Here is a 13,337-nt window from a genome sequence, read left to right on the forward strand (position 1 = left end):
AAATAAGAGTTGCAAGCAAATTAAGCCCACAAAATAAAAAGGGATTAAGCTGCATCATGAAATATTTTCAGGTTACAGATAACAAATTTACGTTTTCCTCAGGCAAATCTGCGATATAACATCGTTAATATACCCTAAATAATTCAAGTTTCAGGAAGGCGGCAAGTAAGAGAGTCCCGATGAGCTTACTCAAGTAAGTGATTCGGGTGAACGCACGTAGCCAACGCACATGCAACTTGAAGTATAACGGGTATAACTTAGACATATTTTGTATTTGAGATTGTGTGGCTGTTGTTGTCATGCTACTGCTCCGCACAGCCACCTCCATCACAGGACCATAATAAGAATGTCGCAGAAAATGAAATTATTGCCCATCGCGCTGGGCCTGCTCTCGCTCGCCTCCGTCAACGCTCTGGCGGCGGATGCCTTATCACTTCAGGGGAAAACTATCGGCGTCGCCGTGGTCGGGACGCAGCACTTCTGGGATCGTGAAGCCTATAAGGGTGCGACCGAAGAGGTAGAGAAACTGGGGGGTAAAGTGATCGGCGTCGATGGCGGCCGCGATAACCAGGTTCATGCGAATAACCACGATATTTTACTGTCGCGCAAGGTCGATGCGGTAATTAGCATTCTGGGCGACAGCGCCGTTGAGCCTAAATTCAAAGCGCTACGCGATGCCGGCATTCCGGTATTTACCGTAGACCACGTTTCAAAATATTCGGTCAATAACACCACCTCCGATAACTACACCCTGGGATCGACCATTGGTCGCTATATGGCCGATGAACTGGGCGGCAAAGGGAACGTTGCGGTATTTAACGCATTCTCCAGCTCCCTGCGTATTTGCGGCATTCGTTATGACCAGTGGAAATATGTCCTCAAGGATTATCCGGATATTCACATTATTCAACCGGAGCTGGCCGAGCAGTTTGCCAACTCGCCGGAAGATGCGCGTAAGAAAACCCTCGAACTGCTGAGCCAGTATCCAAAAGGCAAACTCGACGCCATCCATGTCGCCTGCTGGGATCAGCCGGCTATCGGTATTGTCCAGGCGCTGGAAGAGACCGGCCGCGATAAAGACGTCAAGGTCACCGCGATCGACGCCGGCCCGGAAACCCTGGAGATCATGGCCGAGCCGGGCAGCCCGTTCGTCGCCAACGTCGCCCAGCAGCCGCACCTGATTGGCCAGACCTCCGCCGATAACGTCGCGCGCTACTTCGACAAACAGAAGCTGCCCCTGCAGACCTTTATTCCGGTGGTGCCGGTGAAAGGCCCGCAGGAGGCAAAAGCGGTCTACAAACAGCTGGGATATGGCGAACTGCAGTGATCACTCCATCCTCCGGCGGGGTTAACCCCGCCGCTGGTCTGGCGATGAACCAGATCGGCAAAAGCTTTGCCAACGTGACTGCATTAAATGCGGTCACGCTGCTTCTGAATCCCGGTGAAATTCACGGCCTGATCGGCGAGAACGGCGCGGGAAAATCGACGCTAATAAAAATCCTCGCGGGCGTCTATCGGGCCGACAGCGGCAGCGCCACCCTTGACGGCGCGCCGCTGCCGCTCGGCAATCCCGCGGCGATTGAAGCGCTGGGTATCCGCGTTATTCACCAGGAACTTAACCTGATCCCGCACTTTACGGTGGCGGAATCGGTGTTTCTCGGCCAGGAGTACCGCACCCGCTGGGGCGCGCTGGACCGGCGGCGAATGAACGCGGCCACCCGGGCGTTTTTCCGCGACAGCTGGCAGCTGGATATTCATCCCCGCAGCCTGATCCGCGACCTCAGCCTCGCCGAACGCAAGCTGGTGCAAATCGCCAGAGCGCTGATCGACGGCGCGGCAAAGCTGGTGGTATTCGATGAACCCACCGCGCCGCTGGAAGCGCAGGAAGCCGGCCTGGTCACCTCCGCGATTCTGCGCCTGCGGGAACAGGGGATCGCGATTCTCTACATTTCCCACTATCTCAACGAAATCGCCGCCCTTTGCGATCGCGGCACGGTGCTACGTAACGGCGAGGTGGTCGGCTACCCCGACCGGGCGCTTCTGCAGAATACCGACGCGCTGATCAAAATGATGGTCGGCCGCGATATCGAACAGCTCTATACCCCGCGCCAGAGCAGCGCGCATCCGGTCGATGCCGCTGCCCCGGTACTGTCGGTTCGCCATCTCAGCGACGGGCAGCAGTTACGCGATATTACCTTTGATATTCAGCCGGGCGAGATCGTCGGCGTCGCCGGACTGCTGGGCGCCGGGCGCGACGTGCTGATCGATCTGCTTTACGGGCTACGCCGCGCCCGCAGCGGCACGATAAGCGTTGACGGCCAGCCGAAGCGGCTGCGGACGCCGTATCAGGCTACCCGGGCCGGACTGGCCCTGGTGCCGCGCGACCGCCGCCATCAGGGGCTGATTCTCCCCTTCACCACCGCCGACAATATCAATCTGGCCTCGCTACCGGAGACCGCCACTTTCGGCTGGGAGCACCGCGGCCGGGCGCTGGAAAAAGCGCGCAGCTGGATCGACCAGCTCTCTATCCGCCCCGGCCGTCCGGAGCTTCCGGTGCGCTTTATGAGCGGCGGCAACCAGCAAAAGGCGATTCTCGCCCGCTGGCTGGGCACCGATGCGCGGCTTTTTATTCTTGATGAACCCACTCTCGGGGTGGATATCGGCGCGCGCCGCGATATTTATCAGCGCACCCGCGAGCTGGCGGATCGCGGTCGCGGCGTACTGGTCTCATCCAGCGACGCGCCGGAGCTGCTGGGCCTTTGCGACCGCATCCTGGTGATGTGGCGCGGCGAGCTGGTGGCCAATCTCCCGACCCGGGGGCTGACGCTGGACGCGCTGCTGGTGACGATTAACGGTGGACAGGAACAACAGGTATGAGTGCAGGTATCCAGCGCCGCCCCCTTCCGGGCATCACGACGCTTATCGAAAAATTTCCCCTGATTCTCTTTTTTGCGCTGCTGGTCTGGCTCAGCCTGCAGTCGCCTTTCTTTTTAAGCTGGCAAAATATCAGCATGATGCTGGTGCAAAGCGTGCCGCTGGCGATCCTCTGCTTCGGCCTGGTCTGCGTGATTGCCGTCGGCGGCGATGATGTGGTCTCCGGCGGCATCGACCTGTCGCTGCCCGCCATCGCGGTGCTCGGCGTCGCGCTGCTCAGCCTCGGCATGGCGGAGTGGAACACCCCTTACCTGGCGCTGTTGTTACTGCTGATCGCCGTTAGCCTGGCCTGCGGCGCCGTCAACGCCACGCTGGTGCTGGCGGCGGGCCTGCCGCCGCTGCTGGCGACCCTGTCAACTTCGGTGGCCTTCACCGGCCTGACCGACCTGCTGACCGGCCAGCGGCGCATCGCGGTGAGCGACCCGCTGATGGTGGCCTTTCGCGATAACGATCTGTTCGGCATTCCCTGGCCGCTGATCTATCTGCTGGCGGTCTTCGCGCTGTTTCAGTTTTTGCTCCACCACTCCCGCTTCGGCCAGCATTTACAGGCGGTGGGCGGTAACCGCGATATGGCGCAGATGAGCGGACTCAACGTTCGCCGTTTGACCATTATCGTCTGGCTGCTGGCGGGCATCGCCGCCGGCCTGGCGATTTTGCCGCTGCTCAGCCAGGGCTCAGGCAGCTCCAGCGGCACGGCGACGCCGCTGCTGCTGGAAACCGTCCTCGCGACCTTTATCGGCGCGGCGTTCTCGCGGCGGCGCGTGGTCACCATCTGGGGGGCGCTGCTCGGCGCGGTGCTGGTCAACGCGCTCTCTAACGGGCTCGGCCTGCTGGGAGTGAATATTTTCTGGATGGGCGCGATCAAAGGCGGCCTGATCCTCGTGGTGCTGGCGGCTTCGGCGGTCAGACATAAAGGAGGCCATTAATGAGCCAACTGACGCTCAAGACCCCCTCTACGGGGCAAACCGGCAGCGGTCCGCTGGCGTGGCTATCGCGGGCAGGATTCGGCGTCATTACCCTGCTGGCGATTGCCCTGTTCGGCTGGGCGAACCCGGTATTTCTGACCGTCGATAACTGGGCCAATTTGCTGCAGGGCAGCGCGATTCTGCTGATCGTGGCGATGGCGATGACCCTTATCGTTAGCGCCGGGGCGATTGACCTCTCCGTCGGCGTGGCGCTGGATTTCGGCGCCGCTTTTGCGCTGGTGGCGCTGAAGACCTGGCACCTGCCGTGGCAGGCGGCGGTGGGCTGCGCGCTGCTCGGCGGGGTGATTATCGGCCTGCTGAACGCCTTTCTGATCCTTGTCTGCCAGATTCGTCCGTTCCTCGCCACCCTCGGCACCTGGTTTATCGCCAGCAGCGCCGAGCGTATCTATACCGACGGCGGCGGCTCTATCTCCTACCGCCGGATGGCGCCGGAGTATCACGATCTGGCGGTCGGCAATATCGCCGGTATTCCGACGCCGGTGGTGATTGTGCTGGCGCTGTGGCTGGTAGCCTGGCTGCTGACCGAACGCACGCTGTTTGGCAAGTACGTGCGCGCTATCGGCCAGAACGGCGAAGCGGCGCGTATCGCCGGGATCCGCGACCGCCGGACCATGCTGTGGGTGCTGGTGGCGGCCTCCGCGCTGTGCGCCGTCGGCGGCGTCATTCTCTCCGCCAACCTGCGCCAGTTTACGCCGCTGGCCGGCCAGGCCTACCTGATGGACGCCATCGCCGCGGTCTTTATCGGCACCGCCTTTAACCGGCTCGGCCGGGTCAGCATCGCCGGCACCCTCGGCGGGGTGCTGTTTCTCGCGATTATTGATAACGGCCTGAACCTGATGGGGCTGAACTACCTGGTGAAGGATGCGCTGGTGGGCGTGATTCTGGTGGTCGCGCTGGCCCTCTCCTTCTGGCAGGCGCGTCTGCGCCAGACTCATCGTTAAGCGGAGCACCTATGGCAGCTTTTGACGCCGTCTTTGTCGGCCTGACTATTCTTGATATCGCCGGTCGCCCGGTGATCGACATCCCGCCGCGCGGCGGGGTAGCCTTTATCGAACAAATTCGTCTTAACCCCGCCGGAACCGCCGCCGGGGCCAATATTAACGCCGCGAAGCTGGGCATTCGCACCGCCGCGGTGGCCTGCCTCGGTGAAGATGAAAAAGCCGATTTTATCCTCGCCAGCTACGCGCGGCTGGGGATCGACTGCTCGCTGGTCCAGCGTACGGCGCAGCAGGAAACGTCGGCGACGATCCTGCCCATCCGCCCCAACGGCGAGCGCCCGGCGCTGCACTGTCGGGGCGCTTCCGATGCGCTTTTTATCCGCGAAGAAGAGTTTGACGCGATCCTCGACTGCCGGTTCCTGCACCACGGCGGCACCGGCCTGCTGGCGGCGATGGATAGCGGGCAAAGCGCGCTGCTGCTGCGGGCGGCGAAAGCCCGCGGCGTCACCACCAGCTTTGATTTAATCGCCCCCGATGCGGGCACCCTGGATCTGCTGCGCCCGCTGCTGCCGTCGGTGGACTACTTTATGCCTTCCCTTGAAGAAGCGGCGTATCTCTCCGGGGAGACCCAGCCGGAAGCGATTGCCCGCGTCTTCTTTGCGCTTGGCGTCGGAACCTGCATTCTGAAGGACGGCGAAAACGGCTCCTGGCTGCTGACCCGCGACGGCGCCGTCGAGCATATCGCGCCGTTCCAGGTCGATGCCGTAGATACTACCGGCTGCGGCGACAGCTACTGCGGCGGCTTTATTGCCGCGCTGGCCCGGGGGTTAAGCGTCAAAGCGGCGTGCGAGGTGGCTTCCGCCGTCGCCGCGCTGGTGGCGACCGGCATGGGATCGGATGCCGGCGTGGTGGACTGGCAGCATACGCAGGAGTTTATGGCGACCCACCGTCGCGGATAACAAGCTTCGCCGCCGCATTGCGCGGCGGCAAGCGCGGCTTAACGCCACTGATAAAGCAGCGGCTCTCCGGCGACATAGCGCTGGAGGTCGGCGGCAATCATCGCCGTATGTTTAGCAATGCTCTCCCGCGTCGCCCCGGCGATATGCGGCGTAATAATCACGTTATCAAACTCGGTGACAAACGGATGGTCGCGCCACAGCGGCTCGCGATGGTAAACATCCAGCGCCGCGCCGCCCAGCGGGCCGTGGCGCAGCGCGTGAATCAGCGCTTCTTCGTCCACGACCGCCGCGCGCGAGGTATTGATCAGCAGCGCGCCCGGCTTCATGCTGTTCAACAATGGCGCGTTCACCAGCCCATCGCTGTGCGGGCCGCTGCTCAGATGCAGGCTCACGATATCCGCCTCGCGGAACAGCCCCTCAAGGGTCGTCTTTTGCAACCCCGGTTCGTTGATATCCTCAGCGGCGACAAACGGGTCCACCACCAGTACCGCCATGCCAAAGGCGCGGGCGATACGCGCCACCCGGCGGCCAATATTACCGTAGCCAATCAGCCCCAGGGTTTTGTTGCGCAGCTCGCTGCCTTTAAAGACTTCATAAGGGCTTTGCGGACTAACGTCCCACACTACATCGCGGCGCAGCCCGCTCTGGGTGGCCTGCGCGGCGTTTTCGGCGTGGGTGAATTCGCCGCGCTTCAGCGCCGCGTGGGATTGCGGAATATGCCGCGCCAGGCTCAGCATCAGCCCCAGCGTCAGCTCGGCGGCGGCGTCCGCGTTGCGCCCCGGCGTATAGAGCACGCGGATACCGCGCGCCTGGGCGGCTTTGGTATCGATGTTCACCGGATTGGCGCGGGTGCAGGCGATCACCTGTAAACGCGGGCAGGCGGCGATCACCGCTTCCGTCACCTCATCGTAGCTGGTCACCAGCACCTCGGCGTCGTGGGCCAGTTCGATCAGCTGGCCTGCGCTCAGCTTCGGCTTGCCCAGCGCCCAGCCTTCTACCCGCAGTTCGCCCAGTTGCTGAAAAGCGCTGAGGTCGCCGGCGTGTTCGGCGGTAAAAACAATTTTCATATGCGTTGTTCCTGAGAAATACGTTGAAGCGCCTCGCGGCGGGCCTGCCACACCGGGAGCATCTGCTCGCGCAGCAGGCGATACACCGGATAGAGCGCGGCGTAGCGGCTGTGCGCCTGCGGATGGGGTCGATAGCGGGTCTGCTCCAGCGCCGGATAGCGGCTCAGGGCATCGACGCTGCGCGCCGCCAGAATCGCCGCGCCGCGCGCGCTAAGCTCGTTGAAAGGACTGGAAACCACCGTTCTGCCGGTGCAGTCGGCAATGATTTGCAGCCAGGTTGCCGAAGCCGCGCCGCCGCCGGTCAGGTACAGTTCGCCGCCCTGCGGGTAGCCCTGAAGCGAGTCGACGATAGCGTAAGCCAGCCCTTCAAACACCGCCCGCAGCAGCTCCGCACGGGTGGTGTGCTGGCTAATGCCGAAATAACCGGCCCGCGCCTCGGGGCTAAAGAACGGGGCGCGTTCGCCGTTGAGGTAGGGCTGCCAGAAGACGCCGCCGCTGCCGGGCTCAACGCTGGCGATATGCTGTTCCAGCTGCTGTAAATCCGGCTCCAGCGCAATCTGCTGCTGGAGCCAGTCGATGTTCGGCGTCCCGGCCTGCATCGGAAAAAGGTTAATAAAGCTGCCCGCTTCGGTATGGGTGACGTAGCGCGTCCCCTCGTTGACCGTCTGGCGACCGTGGCAGACGATACCGGTGCAGCAGGTGGTGCCAAGAATGGTATAAATATCGCCATCGTTGACCGCGCCGCAGCCCAGCGCCGCGCTGCACACATCCAGCGCCCCCGCCGCGACCGGCGTGGCGGCGGGAAGCCCGGTCAGCGCCGCGACCTCTTCACGTAGCGCGCCCGCCTGCACGTCCGGCGCCAGCAGCGGTGGGAACAGAGATTGTAAATCTGCCAGGCCCATCTCATTGAGCACCACCGTGGATAGCTTTCCGCTCTGCTGATTCAGCAAAGAGGTGCTGGCATCGGTAAGATCCAGCGCCGCGACGCCGGTGAGGCGAAAGCGGATCCAGTCCTTGGCGAAAAACAGATAGCGGGCCGCCGCCAGCCGCTCCGGCTGGTGATGCTTGAGCCAGTACAGCTGCATACTGGTGTTGCAGGGCTGCAGATGGGTACCGGTATCGTCAAAGAAGCGACGGTCAAAACCGGGGCGACTGAGCAGTTCGCTCATCAGGTCGCGGCTGCGGGTGTCGCTCCACAGGATACCCGGCCCGACCGGTTCGCCTTCGGCGTCGCTGAGCCAGACCCCTTCGCCCTGCCCGGCAAGGCCGATGGCGCGTAAACGCCCGCTTTGCAGCGCCGGATACCGGGCAATATCGCGTAAAATCGCCACCACCGACTGCCACAGCTGGGCCATATCCTGCTCGGCGTGGCCGTTGGCCGACAGCCGCGGGCCGGTGTTCTGCGCCGCGCTGGCGCACGCCTGAAAGCGTTCATCAAACAGCACCGCTTTCACGCGCGAGGTGCCGATATCGATTCCGAGATAAAAATCCATGCCTGACCCGTTGGTGAAGAGAAATTAGTCGCGCTCGTAGCGGCGGCGCATCAGTTCACATTCGAACAAAAATTCCAGTCCTTCGAGCTGGCGACGGGCTTCGTGAATGTCTTTGCCCCAGCAGGTCAGGCCGTGGCCGCGCAGCAGGAAGCCGTAGCGCAGCGGGTGGGTCTGCGCATAATCTTCAATGCGCGCCGCCAGGGCATCGATATTCTGGTCGTTATCAAAAATGGCGACCGGCACGGTATCAAGATGGCTGTGCTGGCCGGTCAGGGTTTTCTGCATCTCATAGCCCTGCAGCGCCAGGGTGGCGCTTTTTTCAATCCGCGACAGCACGGTCGCGTTGACGGTATGCACGTGCAGCACGACATTCGCTTCCGGGAACAGGCGATACACCAGGGTATGCAGGCCGGTTTCAGCAGAGGGTTTACGTCCGGAAGGCGCTTTATTGCTGGCGATCTCCACCTGCAGGAAATCCTCCGTCGTCAGGCTGCCTTTATCGCGCCCCGACTCGCTCAACCAGCACCAGGTCTCATCCTGACGCACCGACATATTGCCGCCGGTGGCCGGTGCCCAGCCTTTCGCGCCGATCCAATGACAGGTGGTGACCAGTTGCGCGAGTCTTTCTTGCCACATAGCAGTTCCTTAGTTTAGCGATGTTGTATTTAGCCGTCTAAATGGCTATTTACCCGATACTAACACCGCCAGCGTAAGCGAACAATATTTCAGGAAAGACTTACATTGATAATGGTTATATCAGAAAAGCATATGAAATTACTCTTTTTAACAACAATACAACTGAGCATTTTCATGACGCCAAAATTACCGCCTGCGGGCGGTTAAAAAGATGGGGGATCGTGCCGCCGGGAAACGGCGTAAAATTGGCATCATTTGTCGATTCTGACCTGCCCCCCAGGTCGGGTAAGACGCCAGCCGTCGTCCGACAAGGAGTCACATCCCACTGCCCCACGGCGGTGCAAAACATGGCACTATGCACACATTTGTGGCAAACAACGGCCGTTTAACGCCGTTTTATGTGCATACTGCCCACCCCATTATGTTACCCCTGCCCCGCTTTTTCTGGCACACCTCTTGCTACCCCTCTGCCATCGCTATTTGGATAGCCACTCAGAGGTTCCACCATGTCAAACAGCAATGATTTTCCGCTCGTCGAAGCGCCCGCCGCCGGGCGCAAGGGCGTTTTTTCCATCTCGATGGTTCTGTTCAGCTTTACTTTTTTCACCGGCACCATGTTCGCGGGGGGCAAGCTTGGCGTCTCTTTCTCCATCGTTAACCTGCTGTGGATTGCGGTTATCGGTAACTTTCTGCTGGCCCTGTACGCCGCCTCGCTCGGCTGGATTGCCGCGCGCAGCGGGCTAAATACCGTACTGATGGGCCGTTTTTGCTTCGGTGAAATCGGCAGCAAGCTCGCCGATTTTATTCTCGGTTTCGCCGAGCTGGGCTGGTACGCCTGGGGAACCGCGACGGTCGCCATCTCGCTGGTCAAAATCCTCGCCCTGCCTGCGGCGATGACGATTCCGCTGATGATCCTGTTCGGCATCCTGTTCTGCGTCACCGCGCTGGTGGGCTATAAGGGGCTGGATGCGCTGTCGCGCGTATCGGTACCGCTGATGTTTATTCTGCTGGTGGTGTCGATGTACCTTGCCGCCCATCACGCCGGCGGCTGGCAGGCGATGACCCAAATCGAACCGGGTGAAACCATGACCTGGTCGGCGGCCATTACCATGGTATTCGGCACCTTTGCCAGCGGCGCGACCCAGGCGACGAACTGGACACGGCTGGCCAACTCCAGCCGCACCGCCATCGTCGCCAGCATGAGCAGCTTCCTGATCGGCAACGGGCTGATGATTATCGCCGGCGCCTGGTGCGCCATCGTCTACCAGCAGGCCGATATCGTGGAAGTGCTGATTTTGCAGGGGCTATCGGTCGCCGCGGTGGTAATGCTGTGCCTCAACCTGCTGACGATTCAGGGGCCAACGATCTACAACGTCTCGGCCGCCGCCTGCCATCTGCTGCGCAGCGAGCGTCGCCGCACCCTGACCGTGGTTGCCGCCGGGGTCGGCATTCTGCTGGCCATTGGCGGTATGTATGAAATGCTGATCCCTTTCCTCGTGCTGCTGGGCAGCATCATTCCGCCCATCGGCGGCGTGATCCTCGCCGACTACTGGTTTTATCGCGGCGGCCGCTATCCGCTGCTGCACACCGCCCGTTTGCCGCGCTTTAACTGGCTGGGTCTTAGCGCCTACGCGGTGGGCGCGGCAGTGGCTTACCTGTCACCGTGGATCGCCCCGCTGGTTGGCATTACCGTTTCCGCGCTGGTCTATATCGCGCTGACGCGTCTGAGCAAACGTCAGCCCGCCGCTGATTCGGTCGCGGAGCAGTAGCCGTGAGCCTGACGGTCAGCGAAATCCTCGCCCTGGAGGGGCTCTCCGCCATGCGCCTGCGCGCCGGTAAGCAGGGGCTGCAGCTGGCGGTTCGCTGGTACTACGTGGCGGAAAATGAAAATATCGCCGAATGGATCATGGGCGGGGAGCTGGTGTTTATCACCGGGATCAACCATCCCCGCGATGAAGAAAACCTGATCCATTTGCTGATGGAGGGCAAGCAGCGCGGGATCGCCGGGATGGTGATCCTCACCGGCGACGCGTACATTCAGGCGATCCCGCCGCGCCTGATTGCGCTGGCCGACGAGCTGGGCATTCCGCTGATCGAACAGCCCTATCTGCTGAAAATGGTGATCGTGACCGAACGCATCGGTACCGCGCTGGTGCGCAGCGAAAACGCCCTGCAATCGCAGCGCGATATTCTGCTGCAGCTGTTAACCGGCGACTATCCCGACCTGCAAATCCTGCATCAGCGGGCGCTCCACCAGCAGCTGGATTTTACCCGCCCGCTGCGGGTGGCGGCGCTGCGCCTTGAGGGGATACCGCGCCTGTTTCGCCAGTTTCCGCCGGAGCAGGCCGAAGCCTGGCTGCAGCAGGCCCGCCGCACCGTACGCCAGCGCCTGCAGCAGCAGCTCAATCAGCAGGGTAATCCCTTTCCGCTGGTCGAGCGCAGCAATATGTTTCTCTTTCTGCTTCCGGATGAGGAAGGCGAATTTTATCAGCAAAAAACGTGGCTCCAGGCGTGGCTGATCGCGCTGGCGGAGGGCGACGACGGGCTATCGCTGCTGTGCGGCCTTTCGGCGCCGGTGCAGCAGCTGCAGGGATATCAGCGCGCGCTGTCGCAGGCGCGTCAGGCGCTGGACCTCAGCGATAACCTGCGTCCGGCCCAGCGCATCAGCGACTACCAGCAGCTGGGGTTTATCAAGCTGCTCTCCGCCGTTAGCGACCCCGCCCTGCTGAGCGACTTTATGCACGACACCCTCGGCTGTCTGATTGAGCCGGATCGCAAAAGCCCCTGGCTGCTGATGGAGACCCTGGAAACGCTGCTTCAGGAGAGCGGCAACGTGGTAAGAGCCGCCGAGCGGCTGGGCATTCACCGCAACACGTTGCATCAACGCATTCAGCGTATTGAAAAGCTGACCGGCTATCCGGTCAGCCACCCGCAGTTTCATCTCAACGCCTCGGTCGCCTTAGCGATCTGGCGTATGTCGCAAAATCATTTACGGGAACAACCATGAAAATTATCAACGCGCGCCTGCGCCAGCAAGAAGCGCTCTATACCCTCGACTTACAGGACGGCCTGATTAAAAGCATCACCGCGCAGGCCGCGGCGCAGGCGGCTGACGCCGACGATATCGACGCTGAACAAAAGCTGGTCATCCCGCCGTTCGTCGAACCGCATATCCATCTTGACGCCACCCTGACGACGGGCGAGCCGGAGTGGAATATGAGCGGTACCCTGTTTGAGGGCATCGCCCGCTGGAGCCAGCGCAAAGCGAGCGTCACCGTCGAAGATACATGCCAGCGGGCGCTGAAAACCATCGGCATGCTGCGCGACAACGGCGTGCAGCACGTGCGCACCCACATTGATGTCACCGACCCTTCCCTGACGGCGCTTGAGGCGATGCTGAGAGTGAAAAAAGAGGCGGCCCATCTTATCGATCTGCAGATCGTCGCCTTCCCGCAGGAGGGCATTGAGTCCTTCCCCGGCGGACGCGAACTGATGACCCGCGCCATCGAAATGGGCGCCGACGTGGTGGGCGGCATTCCGCACTACGAAAACACCCGCGATAAGGGCGTCAGCTCGCTGGTTTTTCTGATGGACCTGGCCCAGCGCCACGGCTGCCTGGTGGACGTGCACTGCGATGAAACCGACGACCCGCAATCGCGCTTTCTGGAGGTGCTGGCGGAAGAGGCCCGGGTGCGCGGCATGGGCGCGCAGGTCACCGCCAGCCATACCTGCGCCATGGGCTCCTACGACAATGCCTACTGCTCGAAGCTGTTCCGTCTGCTCAAAGCGTCTGGCATCAATTTTATCTCCTGCCCGACCGAAAGCATTCACCTGCAGGGGCGCTTCGACAGCTGGCCGAAACGCCGCGGCGTGACGCGGGTGGCGGAGCTGGACCGCGCCGGGATCAACGTCTGCTTTGCCCAGGACTCCATTCAGGATCCGTGGTACCCGCTGGGCAACGGCAACATCATGCGCATCCTCGACGCCGGGCTGCATATCTGCCATATGCTGGGATACGAAGATTTGCAGCGCTGCCTCGATCTGATTACCGATAACAGCGCCCGCACCCTGTGCCTCGGCGACAACTACGGCATTGCCGAAGGACGCCCGGCGAACCTGCTGATCCTCGATGCGGAAAACGACTACGACGCGCTGCGCCGCCAGGCCAAAGTGCTGACCTCCATTCGTCACGGCAAAGTTATTTTGCAGCGCCAGGCGGAGCAGATTCGCTATCCGGCATAAGCCTGACGTTGACGCGGCCGCGATGCCGCGTCAACCCACTGCTCGCCCGGGGATTTATGTGGTACCTTTTAACGACTTTTTC

The 13,337-nt window shown here is 61.7% G+C and carries 11 protein-coding genes; 8 read left to right on the plus strand and 3 right to left on the minus strand.

What is annotated here, in order from left to right; translation table 11 throughout:
• Positions 1 to 346: 346 nt before the first annotated feature.
• Genes ABLU87_RS13775 through ABLU87_RS13795 form a run of 5 tightly spaced genes read left to right on the plus strand, consistent with a single transcriptional unit; the run spans position 347 to position 5,817 of the window.
• Entirely contained in the window at positions 347 to 1,327 is a 981-nt protein-coding gene (locus ABLU87_RS13775; RefSeq protein WP_004848735.1) for a sugar ABC transporter substrate-binding protein, read from the plus strand.
• Positions 1,328 to 1,371: 44 nt separating this feature from the next.
• Positions 1,372 to 2,877 carry a sugar ABC transporter ATP-binding protein gene (locus ABLU87_RS13780; RefSeq protein ID WP_122117264.1) on the plus strand — a complete coding sequence of 502 codons (1,506 nt, stop codon included), beginning with the start codon at positions 1,372 to 1,374 and terminating at the stop codon, positions 2,875 to 2,877.
• Positions 2,874 to 3,860 carry an ABC transporter permease gene (locus ABLU87_RS13785; RefSeq protein ID WP_047724256.1) on the plus strand — a complete coding sequence of 329 codons (987 nt, stop codon included), beginning with the start codon at positions 2,874 to 2,876 and terminating at the stop codon, positions 3,858 to 3,860. The genes ABLU87_RS13780 and ABLU87_RS13785 overlap by 4 nt, the downstream gene beginning before the upstream one ends.
• Complete coding sequence (locus ABLU87_RS13790; protein WP_122117258.1) at positions 3,860 to 4,861, plus strand: ABC transporter permease; 1,002 nt, start codon at positions 3,860 to 3,862, stop codon at positions 4,859 to 4,861. The genes ABLU87_RS13785 and ABLU87_RS13790 overlap by 1 nt, the downstream gene beginning before the upstream one ends.
• An 11-nt stretch (positions 4,862 to 4,872) precedes the next feature.
• Entirely contained in the window at positions 4,873 to 5,817 is a 945-nt protein-coding gene (locus tag ABLU87_RS13795; RefSeq protein WP_122117259.1) for a sugar kinase, read from the plus strand.
• A 38-nt stretch (positions 5,818 to 5,855) separates the two neighbouring features.
• Here ABLU87_RS13795 and ABLU87_RS13800 read toward each other — a convergent pair whose 3' ends face one another.
• The 3 genes from ABLU87_RS13800 to ABLU87_RS13810 are packed head-to-tail and all read right to left on the minus strand — an operon-like array spanning position 5,856 to position 9,013.
• Positions 5,856 to 6,884 (minus strand): 2-hydroxyacid dehydrogenase, encoded by a 1,029-nt coding sequence (locus ABLU87_RS13800; RefSeq protein WP_004848726.1) that lies wholly within the window; start codon positions 6,882 to 6,884, stop codon positions 5,856 to 5,858.
• A complete protein-coding gene (locus tag ABLU87_RS13805) occupies positions 6,881 to 8,377 on the minus strand; it encodes an FGGY-family carbohydrate kinase (RefSeq protein WP_032748674.1) in 1,497 nt (498 codons plus the stop codon). Before ABLU87_RS13805 ends, ABLU87_RS13800 begins: the two co-directional genes overlap by 4 nt.
• Before the next feature lie 24 nt (positions 8,378 to 8,401).
• Complete coding sequence (locus ABLU87_RS13810) at positions 8,402 to 9,013, minus strand: methylthioribulose 1-phosphate dehydratase (RefSeq protein ID WP_014837792.1); 612 nt, start codon at positions 9,011 to 9,013, stop codon at positions 8,402 to 8,404.
• Between the two features lie 506 nt (positions 9,014 to 9,519).
• Between ABLU87_RS13810 and codB the strand changes: the two genes are divergently transcribed.
• From codB to codA, 3 genes are read left to right on the plus strand one after another with little or no spacing between them, the layout of a single operon-like run.
• Entirely contained in the window at positions 9,520 to 10,782 is a 1,263-nt protein-coding gene (gene codB / locus ABLU87_RS13815) for a cytosine permease (protein ID WP_014228377.1), read from the plus strand.
• A 2-nt stretch (positions 10,783 to 10,784) separates the two neighbouring features.
• Positions 10,785 to 12,020: a PucR family transcriptional regulator ligand-binding domain-containing protein gene (locus ABLU87_RS13820; RefSeq protein ID WP_009653171.1), complete on the plus strand. Its 1,236-nt coding sequence runs from the start codon at positions 10,785 to 10,787 to the stop codon at positions 12,018 to 12,020.
• A complete protein-coding gene (codA, locus tag ABLU87_RS13825) occupies positions 12,017 to 13,255 on the plus strand; it encodes a cytosine deaminase (protein WP_122117260.1) in 1,239 nt (412 codons plus the stop codon). The genes ABLU87_RS13820 and codA overlap by 4 nt, the downstream gene beginning before the upstream one ends.
• The last annotated feature ends 82 nt before the right edge of the window (positions 13,256 to 13,337 follow it).

The sequence above is a fragment of the Klebsiella sp. CB_Kp196 genome (genome assembly GCF_040061575.1).
GTDB classification, from domain to species: Bacteria; Pseudomonadota; Gammaproteobacteria; order Enterobacterales; family Enterobacteriaceae; genus Klebsiella; species Klebsiella michiganensis.

What these genes read in the sequence shown, in the direction of transcription:
- codA (WP_122117260.1), top strand. Translation starts at nt 12,017, where the DNA reads ATGAAAATTATCAACGCGCGCCTGCGCCAGCAAGAAGCGCTCTATACC.
- codB (WP_014228377.1), top strand. Translation starts at nt 9,520, where the DNA reads ATGTCAAACAGCAATGATTTTCCGCTCGTCGAAGCGCCCGCCGCCGGG.
- ABLU87_RS13775 (WP_004848735.1), top strand. Translation starts at nt 347, where the DNA reads ATGTCGCAGAAAATGAAATTATTGCCCATCGCGCTGGGCCTGCTCTCG.
- ABLU87_RS13785 (WP_047724256.1), top strand. Translation starts at nt 2,874, where the DNA reads ATGAGTGCAGGTATCCAGCGCCGCCCCCTTCCGGGCATCACGACGCTT.
- ABLU87_RS13805 (WP_032748674.1), bottom strand. Translation starts at nt 8,377, where the DNA reads ATGGATTTTTATCTCGGAATCGATATCGGCACCTCGCGCGTGAAAGCG.
- ABLU87_RS13780 (WP_122117264.1), top strand. Translation starts at nt 1,372, where the DNA reads ATGAACCAGATCGGCAAAAGCTTTGCCAACGTGACTGCATTAAATGCG.
- ABLU87_RS13795 (WP_122117259.1), top strand. Translation starts at nt 4,873, where the DNA reads ATGGCAGCTTTTGACGCCGTCTTTGTCGGCCTGACTATTCTTGATATC.
- ABLU87_RS13810 (WP_014837792.1), bottom strand. Translation starts at nt 9,013, where the DNA reads ATGTGGCAAGAAAGACTCGCGCAACTGGTCACCACCTGTCATTGGATC.
- ABLU87_RS13790 (WP_122117258.1), top strand. Translation starts at nt 3,860, where the DNA reads ATGAGCCAACTGACGCTCAAGACCCCCTCTACGGGGCAAACCGGCAGC.
- ABLU87_RS13800 (WP_004848726.1), bottom strand. Translation starts at nt 6,884, where the DNA reads ATGAAAATTGTTTTTACCGCCGAACACGCCGGCGACCTCAGCGCTTTT.